Below are 16,272 nucleotides of genomic sequence, written 5' to 3' on the forward strand. Positions count from 1 at the left end.
GGATCGCGCGCTACGTCGCGCGATGGAGGCGACTCTCATCGCGCGACGTAGCGCGCGATCCACCTGTATAAATCGTCGCAATTCCTCCCATCAGCGGCTCAGCGGTCGCGTCGGTGAATCCATTTTGCTCAATCAACTCCAGCATCGCCGGACCACTCGGAAATTTCTCGATCGAGCCGCCGAGATAATCATACGCGGCTTTTTGGCCGGTCACGACAGAGGCAAGGAGCGGCAGACAGCGATGCAAATAGAAACGATATGCGGGGCGAAGAGCGCCTATTGGAATGGAAAAATCGAGAACGAGGAGATGGCCGCCCGGTCGCAGAACCCGCGCCATTTCCGCCAGAGCGCGGTCCCAATCCGCCATGTTGCGCAATCCGAACGCGACCGTGACCGCATCGAATGACGCGCTCTCGAATGGCAATTGCAGGGCGTCTGCCACTACGGTGTTGGCCACGCTCTTTCTTCGCGCGACCTCCAGCATGTCCGGCGAGAAATCGGCGGCCACGATCTTTGTTTCCGGCAACTGGCGTTGAATCGCCAGAGCCAGATCGCCGCTGCCGGTGGCCAGATCGAGAAGATCGCGTGGCTTCCAGTCGCTCACGATTTTGGCTGCCCGGCGCCGCCACAAAAAGTCGGCGCCGCCGCTGAGCAGATGATTCGCGAGATCGTAGCGCCGCGCGATTCGGTCGAACATCGCGCGCACGGACTCGGGATCGCGCGAAACGTCAGCTTGGCCGGCAGTCACTCCAAAGGCGGCTCGAAGTGGTCTTCGTCCCGCGGAACGAGGTGATTTTTCTCGATGATCCGCGCGCAGGTGTTCCAGCGCAGAAGCGCGTCGTCATTCCCGGCGGGGCGCAACGCTTCCGCTTTCTCAAACCAGCCCATTGCTTCGCGAAAGCCATCGTGGGCGTGGAACCTCGATCCGGGAGTCCCCTGGGCGAGCTTCGCCTTGGCGCGGCGCTCGGCGAGAATACCGGCATAATACGTCCGTTCATAGTCGCCTTTTACGCGGGACAACAATTCCTTCGCCTGCGTATCGCTGACTCCGTATCCCTTTCCAAAACGATCCGTGATCGCGAGCAGGAGCGTGATCAGGGCCGTCTGGTTGCCGGGATCCGCGTGCAGGACATCAAGGCAAATGCTCTCGGCCTCGCCCGGTTCATTGAGCAACCGGTAGCGCTCGGCTTTTTCCAGCGCCGCCGGGATCGCCTCCCGCGAAAGTGGTTTCAAATCAGACATCGCTCAGCGGTTCTACTTTAGTTTCTTCCAGATCCAACCCAGCGGATCGTAGTGATCATCGACCACTCGCTCCTTCAACGGAATGATCCCGTTGTCGGTGATGTGAATCTCCTCGGGACAAACCTTCGTGCAACATTTCGTGATGTTGCAGTAACCGATGCCGTGCGCCTTCCGCAATTCCTCGAGGCGATCCTCGGTGTCGAGTGGATGCATCTCGAGCGCGGCCGTGTAAATCAGGAAACGCGGGCCGATGAATTCCTCGTGCTTCCGGTGATCGCGCAGGACGTGGCAAACGTCCTGGCACAGGAAGCACTCGATGCATTTCCGGAATTCCTGGACGCGATCGATGTCTTCCTGCGCCATGCGCCAGGTGCCGTCGGCGGCATCCGGCGGGCGCGGTTTGAAGGGCTTGATTTTTTTCTTCACCCGAAAATTCCAGGACACATCGGTGATCAGGTCTTTCTTGATCGGGAACGACTTGATCGGCTCGATCGTGACCGGCTTGTCGAGGGGGAGATCGTTGAGGCGCGACATGCACATCAATTTCGGGATGCCATTTACCTCGGCGGAACAGGAGCCGCACTTGCCGGCCTTGCAATTCCATCGGCAGGCCAGGTCGTTCGCCTGTTTCGCCTGGATGTCGTGAACGGCATCGAGCACCACCATGCCTTCGGAAACTTCCGTTGTGTAATCCTCGAAGGCGCCGCCGCTCGCGTCGCCTCGCCAGATCTTGAAAGTGGCTTGCACAGGAAAAAATTAACCGCGGATTACGCGGATACCACGGATGAATTTCGGGACATCCGCGTCATCCGAGTAATCCGCGGTAAAAGTGCTCCCTTTTCTGCTCATTTCATCTCCTCGATCACCTGCCGGAGATAATCCGGCATTTCGGGCAGCGGCTCCAGCCGAACTTCCATGGTGCCGTCAGCGCCCTGGCGCGTAATCGTGTTCACTTTCGAGAACCGTTCGTCCTTGTCCGGAAAATCTTCGCGAAATTGCGCACCGCGACTTTCCTTGCGCTCCAACGCGGCCCGCGTGACGGCCTCCGAGACGGTCAGCAGATTCTTCAAGTCGAGCGCGGTGTGCCAGCCGGGATTGAATTCCCGGTTAGCCTGGGCGGAGACTTTGGCGGCGCGTTCCCAGAGCTTTTGTAATCCAGCCAGCGCCTTCTGCATTTCCTCCTCGTTTCGGACGATGCCGACGAGTTCCTGCATCATCTCCTGCAAATCATGCTGGACCTGGTACGGGCTCTCCCCGGTGCGCTCGAATGGCTCCAGCGCCTGCCGAGCCGTCTCTTCCAGCGCTGCGTTATCAACCGCGCCTAATGAATTTTCCTTCGCGAATTTCGCGGCGTGTTCGCCCGCGCGTTTCCCAAAAACGAGCAGGTCCGAGAGCGAATTTCCGCCGAGACGATTCGCGCCGTTGATCCCGGCCGCGCATTCGCCGCAAGCGAACAATCCGGGCACCCGGGACATTTGGGTATCCGGATCGACGCGAATGCCGCCCATGACGTAGTGGGTCGTCGGGCCCACTTCCATCGGTTCCTGGGTGATGTCGATGTCGGCCAGTTGTTTGAACTGGTGATACATGCTCGGCAGCTTGCGCTTGATGTAATCCTCGCCGTTCGAGAGTTTTTTCTTGATCCAGGCGATGTCGAGAAACACCCCGCCGTGCGGACTCCCCCGCCCCGCCTTGATCTCGCGCACGATGCAGCGCGCCACGTGATCGCGCGTGAGCAACTCGGGCGGCCGGCGCGCATTCTTGTCCCCCTGGCAATAGCGCCAGCCTTCCTCTTCGCTGTCGGCGGTCTGCGATTTGTAGTTGTCCGGGATGTCTTCAAACATGAAGCGCTTCCCTTCCTTGTTCGTCAGGATCCCACCTTCGCCGCGCACACCTTCGGTCACGAGGATTCCGCGGACGCTCGGCGGCCAGACCATCCCGGTGGGATGGAACTGGATGAACTCCATGTCGATCAGCTCCGCCCCGGCCTGATACCCGAGCGAATGGCCGTCGCCGGTGTATTCCCAGCTGTTGCTCGTGATCTTATAGGCGCGCCCGATTCCGCCCGTCGCCAGCACGACGGCTTTCGCGCGGAAAATCAGGAACCGGCCCCGCTCGCGGTCGTAACCAAAAGCACCCACGACGCGGTCGTCCTCTTTGAGTAACGAAAGAATCGTCCGCTCCATGTGAACATCGATTCCCTGGTGAACACCATGGTCCTGCAACGTCCGGATCATCTCCAAGCCGGTTCGGTCGCCGACATGAGCCAGCCGCGGATACCGGTGACCGCCGAAGTTTCGTTGCAGGATGCGCCCGTCCTTGGTGCGATCGAAAACGGCGCCCCACGCTTCGAGCTCACGCACTCGATCGGGAGCTTCCTTGGCGTGCAATTCCGCCATCCGCCAATTGTTGACGTACTGCCCGCCGCGCATCGTATCGGCGAAATGGACCCGCCAGTTATCGCGATCGTCGACGTTCGCCAGCGCGGCCGCGATCCCGCCTTCAGCCATGACGGTGTGGGCCTTGCCCAGGAGCGATTTGCAGACAAGGCCGACAGAAACGCCCGCCGCCGAGGCCTCGATCGCTGCCCGCAAACCGGCGCCCCCCGCGCCGATCACCAGGACATCGTGCTGAAACGTTTCGTATTCGGTCATGCGTCGGTTGAGCGTCTAATGCATCGCACTTCTAAATGCGATCTTTAATCCGCTCAACCGCGCATCGTCTCTCCTATCGCAATGCCGGCTCTGATTCGGCCACCCACTCCACGTCCCAATAAACGAAAAGCGGTTCCGCGGCCGCGGCGGGATAAAGCCGCTCGTAATTTTTACCTTCCACCCGGGGTGCCTTTTCCAGGCGCTCCTTGCTGGCATCGAGCAAATATTTGGTCACGCCATTTGCACTCTCGATCTGGAAGGCCAGCCACGGCACTGCCACTCGCGTGGTCCCCAAACCGAGGAAGCCGCCGACGCTCAGGACAGCGAATCTGACTACGCCCGTCGCGGGCTCGACGAGAATTTCGTCGATGTCGCCAATCTCCTGATTCTGGAAGTTTGTTACTGTCGTTCCTTTGATTTCGGAAGCCGCCAACAAGGTCGCGGCCCCCGTTCTGTTTTCTGCTGTGTTCATTTATTTTTCCCTTTGTGTGGTTTTGATTTCCTGGATGATTTGTGAACGGACGTTGTCCTAGGGCGAAGTGGACGCGGACGGTGAAGCCGCAGAGGACGACGACGGAGACCGGGAAGTTACTGGCTCGATCCACGTGACCTTCCAATAAACGAAGACCGGTTCGGCATCGGCACTCGTATAAAGGCGCTCGTATCCCTTGCCTTGAATCTTCGGCGCGTTCTTGAGTTTGTCCTTGTCGGCATCAAGCACCCACTTCGGTTTGTCGCCTTCCTTGGTGAGTTGGAACGCAGTCCACGGGACGGCCACTTTGGTGGCGCCCAGCCCGAGGAAGCCTCCCACTTCGAGGATGACAAATCTCACTTGGCCCGTATCCGGCTCGATCAGGACTTCGTCGATGGCGCCGAGGTCCTGGCCCCGCAGGTTTTTGACGTGGCTGCCCTTGATCTCCGAACCCGCCATGAGCGCTGGATAATTAGTCGCTGGATTTTTCGCAGCGTCCCCGATTGAGCCGCCAAGCCCAAGCAAGGCGACGACGAGCAACGCTGCTGATGTGTTGATTCTTATCTTCATAACTCGGAAACGGCTGCACGTGCCGGAACAGATCGGTAACTTAGGTGGCCTTTTTGCGGGAACGTCAGCAAAGACTTGTTCGTTTGGTCTGAGCGCGTTTGTTGTTTCATGAACAACATCGGGACCGATGAGCGCGGCCTGCTCCTGGCCTGCCCGAACTGCGGGAAGCGCAACCGGTTGAAGTATGAAGGGCTCGGAAAAATATTTCGGTGCGCTCAGTGCAAGGATGAATTGCCGTCGCCCGGGGAGCCAGTCGATCTGGCAAGCGATCTCGTTTTCGACGCGCTGATCAGTCGCTCGGCTCTGCCCGTGTTGATTGATTTTTGGGCGCCGTGGTGCGGGCCGTGCAAGATGGTTGCGCCAGAGTTCGTCAAACTGGCCAGGGAAACCGCGGGCAAATTCGTCATCGCAAAAGTCAATACGGAAGAGGTGCCCGCCCTGTCCCAGCGCTTCCACATTACCGCGATTCCGACGATGATGATTTTCAACAACGGATTGGAAAAGGCGCGCCAGGCCGGTGCGATGCCGGCAGCGGCGATCCGGAAATTTGCCGAGCACGCTCTGGTCGAAAGATAAAGCGAAAATGAAATCGACGGCAGTTAAGGCGCGGCCCGGCCACAAGATTCGGCTTTCCAAAATCGATCCCGGCGACACTGGCGGCTTGAGCAAGGAAGAGGCGTGCTCGCGTTTTGCCGAGCTGCAAGAGGAAGCGGCCTCGCTCCAGGAGAAATTGTTCGCCGAACATCAGCGAAGTCTGTTGATCGTTTTTCAGGCGATGGATACGGGTGGAAAAGATGGCGCCTTAAAAGCACTTTGCTCCGGTTTGGATCCAAGTGGCCTGGAAATCGCCCGCTTCAAGGCGCCGACGCAGGCTGAGCTCGACCATGATTTTCTTTGGCGCGCTCACAAAGTGACCCCGAGCAAAGGCATGATCGGGCTTTGGAACCGGTCGCATTACGAGGATGTGCTGGTGGTGCGCGTCCACAAACTGGTTCCAAAGAAGGTCTGGAAGGCGCGCTACCGCCAGATCAATGCCTTCGAGAAAATCCTGAGCCAGAACGGGACGACAATCGTGAAAATCATGCTCCACATCTCGAGCGACGAGCAAAAGAAACGGCTGCAAGCGCGAGTCGAGAATCCAAAAAAACGCTGGAAGTTTTTGCCGGCCGATCTCAAAGAGCGCGGATTTTGGGACGATTACCAGGAAGCGTATGAAGTCGCGATCAATTGCTGCACGACCGATTGCGCGCCCTGGTACGTCGTTCCAGCCAACCATAAATGGGCGCGCGACCTCGCGATCGCCGAAGTGGTTTTGCGGGCGTTGAAAAAAATGAAACCGCGTTATCCCAAGCTGCGCTTCGATCCGAAAGAGGTGAAGTTCAGGTAAAGGTGAGCGGCACCCAATCCGCAAAATTTCTCGAGCAGAACTTGCGGTAGCCGCCGGCGGCGATCAGCGCATGAGCGCGATCAACCGGCTGCGGCTGGGAACTTCGAGCTTCCGGAACATGGCGTGCAGATGTTTTTTCACCATGGCCACGCTCACGGCGGCTTTGTCGGCGATTTCCTGATTACTAAAACCGTCGCAAACCAGTCGCGCCACCTGCTGTTCCCGCTGGCTCAGCCGGGCCAACTGGGGCAAGTGCGTTCCGCGTTCCCGTGCCCGCTTGCGTTCTTCGCATTCGATCAGGAAATGCGGCCGCGCGACGCCGGCGGAATGGAGTTCTTGCATGCTGACCTTCGCGCGAAGGTCGGGCATCTTCGGGTGCCGAACCATCTCCTCGTAAACAACCGGACGAAGTTCGTGGCCGCGCGACCCCGCCTTCCACCGCTCCTTCAGCGACCGGCATCCATCCAGGATCTCGAGTGGCACCGGCGCGATTAATTTCATCATCCGCGTCATTTCCGGGCCCTGTTTCCAGAGCGCGCAGAATTCCAACGCAGCCTTGTTTCGGTAGACTATCTTCAGGTTCCAGCGCAGCAAAATCGTCGGCAGCGGCAGCCGTCCGAGAAGTTCTTCAAAGACCATCCGGGCCGAGTGTTCGCGTTCCAGCGAGCGAAGGCGATTGAGCGCCGTCTGAAACTGCGGATAAAAATTACGCAGGCTCTTCATCTCCCCTTCACTCAAATCGCCTTGTCTCGCCGTCCGCATGACAATGACGACGCCAATCAGTCTTCTCGCGTCCCAGAAAAAGAGACCGATGGCGTGCTCGCATCGGGCCCGCGCCATGTATTTACGATAGAATTCCGATCTCAGCAGCTTGCTCCGGATTGGAAAAATATCGCTAATCCGGACGAACCGGCTCCGCGGATGGGCCCGCAGATAATTCTGGATTGGTTTGGCGTGGCAAAAACCATCGGCAATGGGTTCCGTCCATTTCGAGATCAAAGGCAAGACCGGACTATGCTGGAGGGTTAGTCCGATGACCGAATCCGGCATGCCGGCGTTGATGACACGCTGCACGGCCTTCCAGAATGCCGCCACATCGATTGCCGCGTGCAGCGCCAGCAATGCTTTGGCCGCCACGACATCGACGTCTGCTTTGCGAGCGGTCAACAGCGAGTCTCCCCGGTGCCGCCTGTAAGCTTCATGTTGCCAATCATCAGGCCGGCGCAGGCGGAAGACGAGCGAATGTTTCACCGCCTTTTTTAGTGAACTTAAGTTACCGCCGCGGGGCGTGTCCGGGGCGCGAAGTCTACATAAAGGGACTGCTACAGACTCGCTTTCTTCTGGTATGCCGGCGGCCGGGGGCGGAGCAAAAGTCGATCACCGCCGGCCAACCCATTTTTCATCTGACTATGATCAATCCCAGCCCAAGATCACCATCGACCCGGGCGATCATGAAAGCGCCGACGCGCGAAATCGAATTGTTCGATCCTTCTCCGAACGCGGTTTACACGATCGAAGCGGCGGCCCATCTGGTCGACACCTCGCGTCGAACCATTCTCGTTTACTGCAAGCACCGGCTGCTTTCGCCAATGAAGAATGCCGCTAATGGCGCCTACTCTTTCGATCGAAATAATATTCGCGCTCTGCGCCGAATCGAAGCGCTCCGCCGGGTCTGCGGCGACGACCTGGCCGGGATCAGGATGATCCTGGAGCTCACCGAGGCGCTGGAAAATCTGCATTCGCAGTTACGCGCGGTGTCGGCCAAACCGGCGGCGAGAGAGCCCCAGGACAAAAGCCGGCGCGATAGAGAAAAAAAATCGTCTCGAAGTATTAGACCGAAAACGAACCCTCGGAGGAAAAGAAAATGAATGAATCAAATGGAATTGGTATCGCCACCGTGGCTGACACGCTCAGCCACAATTGGTGGCTGCTTGCATTGCGCGGCCTGACCGCGGTGATCTTCGGCGTCCTGACCTTCATCTGGCCGGCGATCTCGCTCTTCGCGCTCATCATGTTGTTCGGCGCATTTGCCCTGGTGAACGGCGTCCTGTCCGTTTTCCTGGCGGCAAAAGCACCGAAAGGTTATCCGCGCTTTGGCAGCCTCTTGATCGGAGGACTGCTCGGCATTTTCACCGGGTTTCTGACGTTCTTCTGGCCCGGCCTGACCGCGCTCGGACTACTCATAATGATCGCGGCGTGGGCGATCGCGACGGGAGTGATGGAGATCGTCGCGGCAATCAAGCTCCGCAAAAAAATCAAGGGCGAATGGCTTCTCGTCCTGGCTGGAATCTGTTCGGTTGCGTTCGGTATAATGCTGCTGCTCATGCCCGGGCCGGGTGCGCTCGTCCTGGTTTTATGGATCGGGGCGTATGCCCTGGTCTCCGGCATTCTGCTCATAATCCTTGCATTCAAAATGCGGAAACTGGGGAACGAAACGGACTTTGCCACAGCCGCGGCGCGCGCCTGATACCGTCCCAAAAGATCAACTAAATCAAACGGAAGTCGTGCCAGATGCCCATTGAGCAGAGGCGCACGTAGAGATCGCTGAAGCCAACCCAAAAAAGACTAAGCCAGGCCCAGAGCATGTGGCGGCGGTTGAAACAACTGACGCAGCGATAGGCCTGGTAACAGGCAGGCGACCGCGAGAGTTGATCCCGGGCTCCGCCGACCAGGTGGCGCAGGGCATGACAACCAAACGTAAAACTGCCCAGCAGAATGACGTTCACCAAAAGCACGAGGGTGCCGATGCCGATGCCGAAAGAGGTCTTGCCCGTGGCCGGATCGGCGAACCAAAGCGCTTTCCAAACATCGATGGAAAGGAAGACGATAAAGAACAGCGCGAGATAAAGAAAATAGCGGTGCACGTTCTGCATGATCAGCGGAAACGAACGCTCGCCGAGATACGTCTTTCTCGGTTCGCCGACAGCGCACGCCGGCGGGTCGGCCCAGAACGCTTTGTAATAGGCGCCGCGATAATAATAACAGGTGAGCCGTAATCCGCCCGGCGCCCAAAGAATCAGCAGCGCCGGGGAAAACAGGAGCCAGCCGGGCCACCAAGCCGGTTTCGGCCCGAACCAGCTGTGAGGCGACTCACCAAAAAGCTCGGGCGAATAAAACGGCGAGAGATAAGGACCGAAATAATAATGGTTCCCCTGGAACGCGGCCCAGGTGGAATAAACGATAAACGCGCCCAGCCCCAGGAAGACCAGCAGCGGCTGCGTCCACCAGGCATCGGCACGCATGGTCTGGCCGAATTTGCGCGGTGCGATCGTAGAGGTTGCTGCTTCAGCCATGTGAAAGGACTCCGCCGATTAGATAGCGACGCGGCAGGCTCTTTTCAACAAAATGGTAGGGACGCCGCGCTGCGGCGTCCTTTCCTCCCGGCCTTGCGACTCGACAAAAACTTTTGCGCCCTTGTATTCTCGGATCGAACCCAACCAAAGGAGGGCCCATGGCCACCAAGGATCCCAGAGTTGACGCTTACATTGCAAAATCGGCCGACTTCGCAAAGCCGATCCTGAAGCACTTGCGCAAGATCGTTCACACCGGCTGCCCCCAAGTCGTGGAGACAATAAAATGGTCGATGCCCCATTTCGATTACAGGGGGGTGATGGCTGGCATGGGCGCGTTCAAGGAACATTGCGCTTTTGGCTTCTGGAAGTCGGAACTCATTCTTCCCCCTGACAAAAATGCGGAGAAGACTGCGATGGGCAGCTTCGGCTGCATCAAGTCGCTGGCGGATTTGCCCAGCGATAAGAGGCTCATTGGGTATGTGAAAAAAGCAGCCGCGTTAAATGACGCGGGAATCAAGGCCCCCTGGCAGACGACAAGGAAAAAGAAAGCGTCGTTTACTGTTCCCGATTATTTCACGGCGGCGTTAAAAAAGAACTCGAAGGCGCGAAAAACGTTCGAGGATTTTTCGCCAAGTCACCGGCGCGAATACGTCGAGTGGGTGGGCGAGGCGAAGCGCGAGGAGACGCGCCAGCAGCGCCTGGCTCAATCCATCGAGTGGCTCTCCGAAGGGAAGCCGCGCCATTGGAAGTACATGCCGGCCAAAAAATAGCCGGCCCGGGGGCGAACAAGGCTCGGACGATGGCGCACGACGTTTTCATTTCCCACTCGAGCAATAATCGGCCGATCGCCAACGCCGTTTGCGCCGCGCTCGAAAGTGCCGGGATCCGCTGCTGGATCGCCCCGCGCGATGTGATGCCGGGCCGATCCTATTCCGGCGAAATCACCCGCGCTATTCAGCAAAGCCGCGCCTTCATCCTGATTTTCTCCGAGCACTCGAACAACTCGGAGCAGGTCTTGCGGGAGGTGCAGCTGGCGGCGAATTCACGGCTCCACATTATCCAGTTCCGCATCGACGCCGTGGTGCCGAGCGACGACCTCGAATATTACCTGAGCGGCCCGCATTGGCTGGATGCGGTCACCCCTCCCCTGGAAAACCATCTCGATCAGCTTAAGAGCTCGACGAAAGCGCTTCTTGCTCTGCCGCGAGCGACCGAGCCGGTTGGCGCACCTCGGCCGCCGGCGCCGACCGCGCCAGCGCCCGTCGCGCCGCCGCCTCCGCCACCGGCCCCGCCCGCTGTTTCCACGCCGGCCTTCGTAACGCCGGGCCCGGCCAAACCGGGCTCTAACGCGTGGAAATGGATCGCACTCGCGATTGCCGGTTTTGCGGCGCTGGGATTGGTCGCGTTCGTCATCATTTTCGCCCTGATCCGCCCCAAGCCGCCGGTTGCGCCAACGCCGTCGTCCAGCGCGACCGCTGCACCTCAGGTCGCCGCGACCGTTCAGCCGAAACCGACTGCGGAACCCACTTCGGAACCCCGCCTCTCGGTCGCGCCGCCGGCGACGAGTCCGGTCGTGAGCGCCGAGGAAGCGGAGCGGTACGTGAAGGAGTTCAATCGCGACATGGAACGCGGCGATCTCGGGGCCACGATGGCTTATCTCGATGACACGGTGGACTACTATGCGTTTGGGCCGAAAGACAAGGCGTTCATCGGCGAGCAACTCCGCCAATACTTCGCCGCCGTGCCGGCGCGCGCCTTTGTGGTGGGCGAGGTGAAAGTGCAGCCCGGTCCGAAGCCGACCGTGGCGACCGTGATCTTCGACACCCGTTACTCCATTCGCGATGCGCTGGGCACTCGGGCGACGGGCCGGACCCGAACGGAATGGGACCTGGTGCGAAAGAGCGATGGGTTGAAGATTATTCGCTCGAATTGGATGACGTATCCGGATCCTGCGCCCTCCCCCTGAACACGAGGCTGGCGTGATTAGCGGAAACAGTGAGGGCCTGGTGGCTCGGCGTCGCCCCAAGCTGGATCGATAAGACGGGCGATAGTGGGAACTACGATCGGAATGGCGGCACGCGCTGGACCTCGCTCGCCTATGGATTCGATACCGAACCATTCTCAACACCGGCCTGGATCAGAACTCGAATTTTTCTACATCCCCTTAACCCTTTTTTATTGATTGCCCGGCCCAAAAGTTCACGATCCAAGTCGTAACCCTCAACCAGAAAGCAACCCACCATGAACAAGACATCCGTTCCCACATCCGCCTTCCTCACTCCACGAACCTTAATCGGTTTCGGTTTCTCCTCTATCGGCGTCCTGCTGGCGCTGTTTGGCTTTATCGCGTTTCCTAAGCACTCCGCCTGGGCCATACCTTCGCCGTGTACCGCCGTGGTGTACTCGGAAGCACCCTCGCAGGACATCCCGGGTGCGATCAATGTGTCCATGGAGTCCCACAATGGGGGCACCGCGACCCAATGCACGATTTACTTCACCGTAGGCGCTACAAACCCGCCCAACCCCACCCACAGTTCCACTATCTATACCGGTCCGTACGTCGTGTCATACGGCGACGCGAAGTTTTTCAAGGCGTTCGGTCATGCATTGTATGCGGAGCCGGAGGATTCGCAGATCACCGGCCACTACACGGACAACCTCGGATTCTGAACGCCTCTTAGGACCGGCATTACTGCCTGCGGCCGTCCACGTTCGAAAAGCTGCTCACGAGAGGAGTCGAACCTCCACGGGTTTCCCCATACGGTCCTGAGCCGTACGCGTCTGCCATTCCGCCACGTGAGCTTTTCGGGGAGCGGTTGCTAAGGTGCGCTCTTCCAAAATCCGCGCAAGGGCAAAGGCGGAGAGGGTGAATGGTGAGCGGTGATTGGTGAATGGCGAGTTCCATTCACTAATCACCAGTCACCATTCACAGCCCGCTTCAGATTCGGCGCCGAATTACTAAGACCGCCGCTTCTTCCGCGCCCGCTCTTCGAGCTGGTTCGCCTGCCGGGCTTTGCCTAACGAGCGCAAAAGATCGGCGTAGTTCGAGGCGACGATCTCGTAATCCTCCGGCGGTTTGTCGGTGGCCGCTTCCCAGGTCTTGATCGAGGCCCGGTAAAGCTCCGAGGCCCGGGCGTAGTCGCCGTTGGAATGGTAAACCACCGCCAGGTTGCATTTCGATTGCGCGATGTCGGGATGGGTGGGCGGATGGAATTTTTCCCGGATGGCCAACGCCCGAAGGTGGGTTTTCTCCGCCTCCGCGAAACGCCGCTCGTTCGTGTAAAAGACGGCCAGGTTATTGAGGACCGAAGCGACGTCGGGATGCTCCGGGCCGAGCTGCTTCTCGTAAATCTCCAGGGCGTGAAGATAATAAGGTTCGGCCGCTTTTTGCCGGCCCGTCTTACGATAAATCAAGGCGACGTTGTTCAGGATCGTTCCGAGATCGGAATAAGGAATATCCGGCAAACGCGCGCCGGCCTTGAAGGCTGCTTCGTAATAGGCGAGCGCGGCGTCGGTTTCGCCGAGATTATCGCAAACAAATCCGAGACGCCGGGAAGAACGAAAAAGAGCGCGATCATCGGGCGGCTCCGCTTTTTCCAGGTACGAGTGCGCCTTTACCAGGTACGGCTTGGCCGCCGCGCGGTCGCCTGCCTGGTCGTGAAGCTGGCCGAGCCTCTCCAGGCTCTCGATGTAGGATTTCTCGCCCGGTTTGAAGGCGCGCTGGGCCAGAGTGAACGCCGTCTCCGCGACGCGGATAGCCTCAGGCAACCGATTGCTGGCCCGCAACATGTCCAGCTTGTCGTTGAGAATGCTCCACAGCTTCGCGTCGCCTTTCATTCCACATCACCAACCCTCGCTCAGTTGGCTGACAAGATGCCGCGCCAGCTCTTCCGCGGCCAGAGGCATCGCCTGACGTTCGTCGGTGCTCACATCAGTCCCGACGAAAAAGCTCGTGGTGCCACTGACTGCGCCGGGATTTCCAAGGACTTTGCCATCACGCCCGAGGAGTTTGTAGCTCACGGTCATGGCGAGGTTGAATTCAGTCGTCGAAAGAACGTTCCCCCGCACCGAACGGGCCGGGTGGCGCCCGACGGAAACGATCTCGGCCTTCAGGACCGCATCGGCCTGGTCTTCGTTGGCGATGCGGTAGGTGCCGTCCTGTTGAAATTGCTTGATGACGGTTCCCGTGACGAGCACTTCAATGCGTGGGATGAGAGTGGTGTTGCCAAACGTCGGCACGGCAATGGTGTGGATGTCGCGAAGGTGATTCGGCTTCGCCGGCCCAAGCGTGTAGCCCATGCATCCGCCGAGCAGCAACGGGAGGAGTAAAGTGGCTGCCGCGCGTTTCACGGGCTTACGGCCTGGCCGATTCCTCAGGAGTCGCTGAGGCCTGGGGCGTGGCCGCGGGCGCGGGCGTCGAATCGGAAAGGGACGAGGGCGGCGCGGTAGTCGTATCCGGCAGGAGAGAAGCCGGCGGCGGCAGCGAAACATCGGTGTCGGAAGGAGGCAAAGGCGCCAATTCATTCGACGATGGGGGCGGCGCTTCCTCCGAGCGGTAACGCTCCGCAGGTGGTTTCCGGCTCTTGCGGGTAGCGGCGGCGGCCGTCACGGAGGGCGCCTGAAGTTTATCGTCGCCCACTTTTGCCCGCAGCTCGCTGATCCTCTTCTTGGCCCGCTCACCTTCGGTCGAGCCAGGCTGTTGCCGGATCACTTCGTTGTAATAAATGGCGGCGGCCTTGTATTGCTTCTGTTTGTCGTAAAACTTTGCGATCTCGTAGGCGGTGCTGGTCTGCTTGTGCTCCAGCTGCTTCAGGTTCTCCTTCGCCTGGGCTGATTTCTCGCTGTTCGGGTGGCGCGCCAGAAAATCCTCAAAGCCGGTCTTGGCGTTGCTGGCCGCCGCCGGATCGTAGGTTCCGGACTTGGACGCCTTCGCCCAGATGTAGCCAATCTGGTATTGGGCGTCGACCGCCAGCGGATCGTTCGGGAATTTCTCCACCAGCGCCTGGTAGGCCGCGATCGCCGACTCATTCGAACCCTGTTTTTCGTAAGCTCGGCCCAGATCAAATTGCGCCCGGGCGGTATACTTTCCGTAGGGAGCCGTCCGTATGATCATGGTGTAAATATCGATCGCCTGGTTCATCGAAGCCTTGAAGGGAATCCCGAGAAACTTGATTTTCTTGCCGTTGAGGTACATCTCCCCGATTCGAAAAAGGCCTTCCACCCCTTCCTCGAAGCGCTCGCTTTTCCCATACTTTTGGCAGAGGACAGCATAGCTTTGAGCGGCTCCCAAATAATCGTGAATCTGCTCCTGCAATTGGCCCATCCGGAAGCAGGCTCCGGCCGCGAGAGTATCCTTGGGATGTTTCTTGACGATGATGCGGTAAGCCTTGATCGCGTGCTTCAGATCGCCCCGTTTTTCGGCCTGTTGGGCCTGCTCGAAAAGCTGCTGGGCGGTGCCGCTCATCTGCTCTTCCCCCGGCTCCATATAATGCGCCTTTTCACCGGGCTTGAAGATGATCGACGCCAGGGCCGGCCGGCACAAAGCCAGGCAAATCAGGATCGGGACAAAAAGGATGCGAAAGGAGTATTTCATCGCGTTGCGCAGGGTAGTTAACCTTCCCGGCTAGTCAAGTTGGACCGGGACCCGCAAAGCCGATAGGGGATGCGGGATTTGGGATGCGAGATATCTTCATTTCGGACCATGGACGCCTCGGCTCGCCACTCACCTTGAACCTTTCGGCCCAGCAAAAAATCCGGCTCGGGACGTGCGCCTGGAGTTTTGAGGAATGGCGGGGCAATTTCTATCCGGCGGACCTGCCCCCGTCGCGCTGGCTGGAATTCTACGCCCGTTATTTCCCGGCGGTGGAAGTCGATTCCACCTTCTACCACGCGCCTGCGGAGGGAACCGTTCGGCGCTGGGCGGAGAACACGCCCGCATCGTTCCGTTTCGCCTGCAAACTGCCCCGCGAGATCACCCATGAGCGGGGCCTGCACGATTGCGACGATCAGCTGGTCGCCTTTCTCCGCGCCCTGGAGCCGCTGGGTTCCAAAATGCACGTCGTCCTCATCCAGTTGCCCGCTTCATTTTCGCCCAAAACGGGACGGCCGGCGCTGAGAAGGTTCGTCGAACAATTGCCGCGCGATTTCCGGTTTGCCATCGAGTTCCGGCATCCAGGCTGGCATCGGCCGCAAAATATCAGCCTGCTCGAAAAACACCGCGTTTGCTGGGTTTGGGCCGACTCGAGCCCGCTGAACGAACGCAATCTCGCGCCCTTCGAATTTCTCCCGGACACAGCCGACTTCATTTACCTGCGGCTCCTGGGCGATTACTCAACAAAATACGACGGCGACGGCCAGCATCTGCATCGCTACGGCAAGTTGCTCTGGAAACGCGAAGCCGCGCTCGAAAGCTGGACTCTCAAGATCGAGCGCCACCTCGATGAAAAGCGAAGCATTTGGGGGTTCGTGAACAACCATTTTGAAGGCTTTTCGCCCGAGACGTGCCAGCGCCTGGCCCAGCGCCTGGGCTTCGAGCTCCCCCTTCCCTCCGCCGAGGAGACCGCCTCCGCCGATCCCGGCCAGCTAGATCTCTTCGCCGGCAAAGAACGCCCTTCTCTCGAATCCCAATCGTAATCGTGCTCGTGCTCGTGCTCG

Annotated in this window: 20 protein-coding genes and 1 tRNA gene; 8 read left to right on the top strand and 13 right to left on the bottom strand. The window is 59.2% G+C overall.

Annotation, left to right across the window (positions count from 1 at the left end; genetic code table 11):
* Window positions 1–10: 10 nt before the first annotated feature.
* The 6 genes from ubiE to VJU77_17970 all read right to left on the bottom strand — a co-directional run bounded on the left by ubiE (window position 11) and on the right by VJU77_17970 (window position 4,938).
* A complete protein-coding gene (gene ubiE / locus VJU77_17945; GenBank protein HKP05238.1) occupies window positions 11–748 on the bottom strand; it encodes a bifunctional demethylmenaquinone methyltransferase/2-methoxy-6-polyprenyl-1,4-benzoquinol methylase UbiE in 738 nt (245 codons plus the stop codon).
* The gene (locus tag VJU77_17950; protein HKP05239.1) at window positions 745–1,242 is read right to left on the bottom strand and encodes a hypothetical protein; all 498 of its coding nucleotides are present in this window, start codon (window positions 1,240–1,242) and stop codon (window positions 745–747) included. Before VJU77_17950 ends, ubiE begins: the two co-directional genes overlap by 4 nt.
* A 12-nt stretch (window positions 1,243–1,254) precedes the next feature.
* Window positions 1,255–1,989: a succinate dehydrogenase/fumarate reductase iron-sulfur subunit gene (locus VJU77_17955; GenBank protein ID HKP05240.1), complete on the bottom strand. Its 735-nt coding sequence runs from the start codon at window positions 1,987–1,989 to the stop codon at window positions 1,255–1,257.
* 98 nt (window positions 1,990–2,087) lie between these two features.
* Window positions 2,088–3,896, bottom strand: coding sequence for a fumarate reductase/succinate dehydrogenase flavoprotein subunit (locus VJU77_17960; protein HKP05241.1), 1,809 nt, complete (start codon window positions 3,894–3,896; stop codon window positions 2,088–2,090).
* A gap of 73 nt (window positions 3,897–3,969) precedes the next feature.
* Window positions 3,970–4,368: a PRC-barrel domain-containing protein gene (locus VJU77_17965; protein ID HKP05242.1), complete on the bottom strand. Its 399-nt coding sequence runs from the start codon at window positions 4,366–4,368 to the stop codon at window positions 3,970–3,972.
* A 57-nt stretch (window positions 4,369–4,425) separates the two neighbouring features.
* Window positions 4,426–4,938, bottom strand: a complete 513-nt coding sequence (locus VJU77_17970; protein HKP05243.1) for a PRC-barrel domain-containing protein — start codon at window positions 4,936–4,938, stop codon at window positions 4,426–4,428.
* Window positions 4,939–5,046: 108 nt separating this feature from the next.
* On the opposite strand from VJU77_17970, the gene trxA reads away from it, so the two are divergent.
* A complete protein-coding gene (trxA, locus tag VJU77_17975; protein ID HKP05244.1) occupies window positions 5,047–5,514 on the top strand; it encodes a thioredoxin in 468 nt (155 codons plus the stop codon).
* 7 nt (window positions 5,515–5,521) lie between these two features.
* Complete coding sequence (locus tag VJU77_17980; protein ID HKP05245.1) at window positions 5,522–6,325, top strand: polyphosphate kinase 2 family protein; 804 nt, start codon at window positions 5,522–5,524, stop codon at window positions 6,323–6,325.
* A 63-nt stretch (window positions 6,326–6,388) separates the two neighbouring features.
* On the opposite strand, the gene VJU77_17985 is transcribed toward VJU77_17980, so the two are convergent.
* Window positions 6,389–7,576, bottom strand: coding sequence for a LuxR C-terminal-related transcriptional regulator (locus VJU77_17985; protein ID HKP05246.1), 1,188 nt, complete (start codon window positions 7,574–7,576; stop codon window positions 6,389–6,391).
* Between the two features lie 200 nt (window positions 7,577–7,776).
* Between VJU77_17985 and VJU77_17990 the strand changes: the two genes are divergently transcribed.
* Complete coding sequence (locus tag VJU77_17990; GenBank protein ID HKP05247.1) at window positions 7,777–8,193, top strand: MerR family transcriptional regulator; 417 nt, start codon at window positions 7,777–7,779, stop codon at window positions 8,191–8,193.
* Window positions 8,190–8,792: an HdeD family acid-resistance protein gene (locus VJU77_17995; GenBank protein ID HKP05248.1), complete on the top strand. Its 603-nt coding sequence runs from the start codon at window positions 8,190–8,192 to the stop codon at window positions 8,790–8,792. Before VJU77_17990 ends, VJU77_17995 begins: the two co-directional genes overlap by 4 nt.
* A 19-nt stretch (window positions 8,793–8,811) precedes the next feature.
* On the opposite strand, the gene VJU77_18000 is transcribed toward VJU77_17995, so the two are convergent.
* Window positions 8,812–9,618 (bottom strand): hypothetical protein, encoded by an 807-nt coding sequence (locus tag VJU77_18000; protein ID HKP05249.1) that lies wholly within the window; start codon window positions 9,616–9,618, stop codon window positions 8,812–8,814.
* Window positions 9,619–9,776: 158 nt separating this feature from the next.
* Here VJU77_18000 and VJU77_18005 point away from each other — a divergent pair, with 158 nt between their 5' ends.
* Together VJU77_18005 and VJU77_18010 are read left to right on the top strand one after the other, a co-directional pair.
* Window positions 9,777–10,388 carry a YdeI/OmpD-associated family protein gene (locus VJU77_18005; protein HKP05250.1) on the top strand — a complete coding sequence of 204 codons (612 nt, stop codon included), beginning with the start codon at window positions 9,777–9,779 and terminating at the stop codon, window positions 10,386–10,388.
* 29 nt (window positions 10,389–10,417) lie between these two features.
* Window positions 10,418–11,584 carry a TIR domain-containing protein gene (locus VJU77_18010; GenBank protein HKP05251.1) on the top strand — a complete coding sequence of 389 codons (1,167 nt, stop codon included), beginning with the start codon at window positions 10,418–10,420 and terminating at the stop codon, window positions 11,582–11,584.
* 130 nt (window positions 11,585–11,714) lie between these two features.
* On the opposite strand, the gene VJU77_18015 is transcribed toward VJU77_18010, so the two are convergent.
* Window positions 11,715–12,068 carry a hypothetical protein gene (locus VJU77_18015; protein HKP05252.1) on the bottom strand — a complete coding sequence of 118 codons (354 nt, stop codon included), beginning with the start codon at window positions 12,066–12,068 and terminating at the stop codon, window positions 11,715–11,717.
* On the opposite strand from VJU77_18015, the gene VJU77_18020 reads away from it, so the two are divergent.
* The gene (locus VJU77_18020; GenBank protein ID HKP05253.1) at window positions 12,067–12,288 is read left to right on the top strand and encodes a hypothetical protein; all 222 of its coding nucleotides are present in this window, start codon (window positions 12,067–12,069) and stop codon (window positions 12,286–12,288) included. The two genes, VJU77_18015 and VJU77_18020, sit on opposite strands and share 2 nt — an antisense overlap.
* 51 nt (window positions 12,289–12,339) lie before the next feature.
* Here the strand turns inward: VJU77_18020 and VJU77_18025 are convergent.
* The 4 genes from VJU77_18025 to bamD form a co-directional block, all read right to left on the bottom strand.
* Window positions 12,340–12,420 (bottom strand) — tRNA-Leu (locus VJU77_18025).
* Window positions 12,421–12,576: 156 nt separating this feature from the next.
* The gene (locus VJU77_18030) at window positions 12,577–13,455 is read right to left on the bottom strand and encodes a tetratricopeptide repeat protein (protein HKP05254.1); all 879 of its coding nucleotides are present in this window, start codon (window positions 13,453–13,455) and stop codon (window positions 12,577–12,579) included.
* A gap of 6 nt (window positions 13,456–13,461) precedes the next feature.
* Window positions 13,462–13,968 (bottom strand): LptE family protein, encoded by a 507-nt coding sequence (locus tag VJU77_18035; GenBank protein ID HKP05255.1) that lies wholly within the window; start codon window positions 13,966–13,968, stop codon window positions 13,462–13,464.
* 4 nt (window positions 13,969–13,972) lie between these two features.
* Window positions 13,973–15,211 carry an outer membrane protein assembly factor BamD gene (gene bamD, locus VJU77_18040; protein ID HKP05256.1) on the bottom strand — a complete coding sequence of 413 codons (1,239 nt, stop codon included), beginning with the start codon at window positions 15,209–15,211 and terminating at the stop codon, window positions 13,973–13,975.
* 83 nt (window positions 15,212–15,294) lie between these two features.
* On the opposite strand from bamD, the gene VJU77_18045 reads away from it, so the two are divergent.
* Window positions 15,295–16,251 (top strand): DUF72 domain-containing protein, encoded by a 957-nt coding sequence (locus VJU77_18045; GenBank protein HKP05257.1) that lies wholly within the window; start codon window positions 15,295–15,297, stop codon window positions 16,249–16,251.
* Window positions 16,252–16,272: the final 21 nt, after the last annotated feature.

The sequence above is a fragment of the Chthoniobacterales bacterium genome (assembly GCA_035274845.1).
Classification (GTDB): Bacteria; Verrucomicrobiota; Verrucomicrobiia; order Chthoniobacterales; family UBA10450; genus AV80.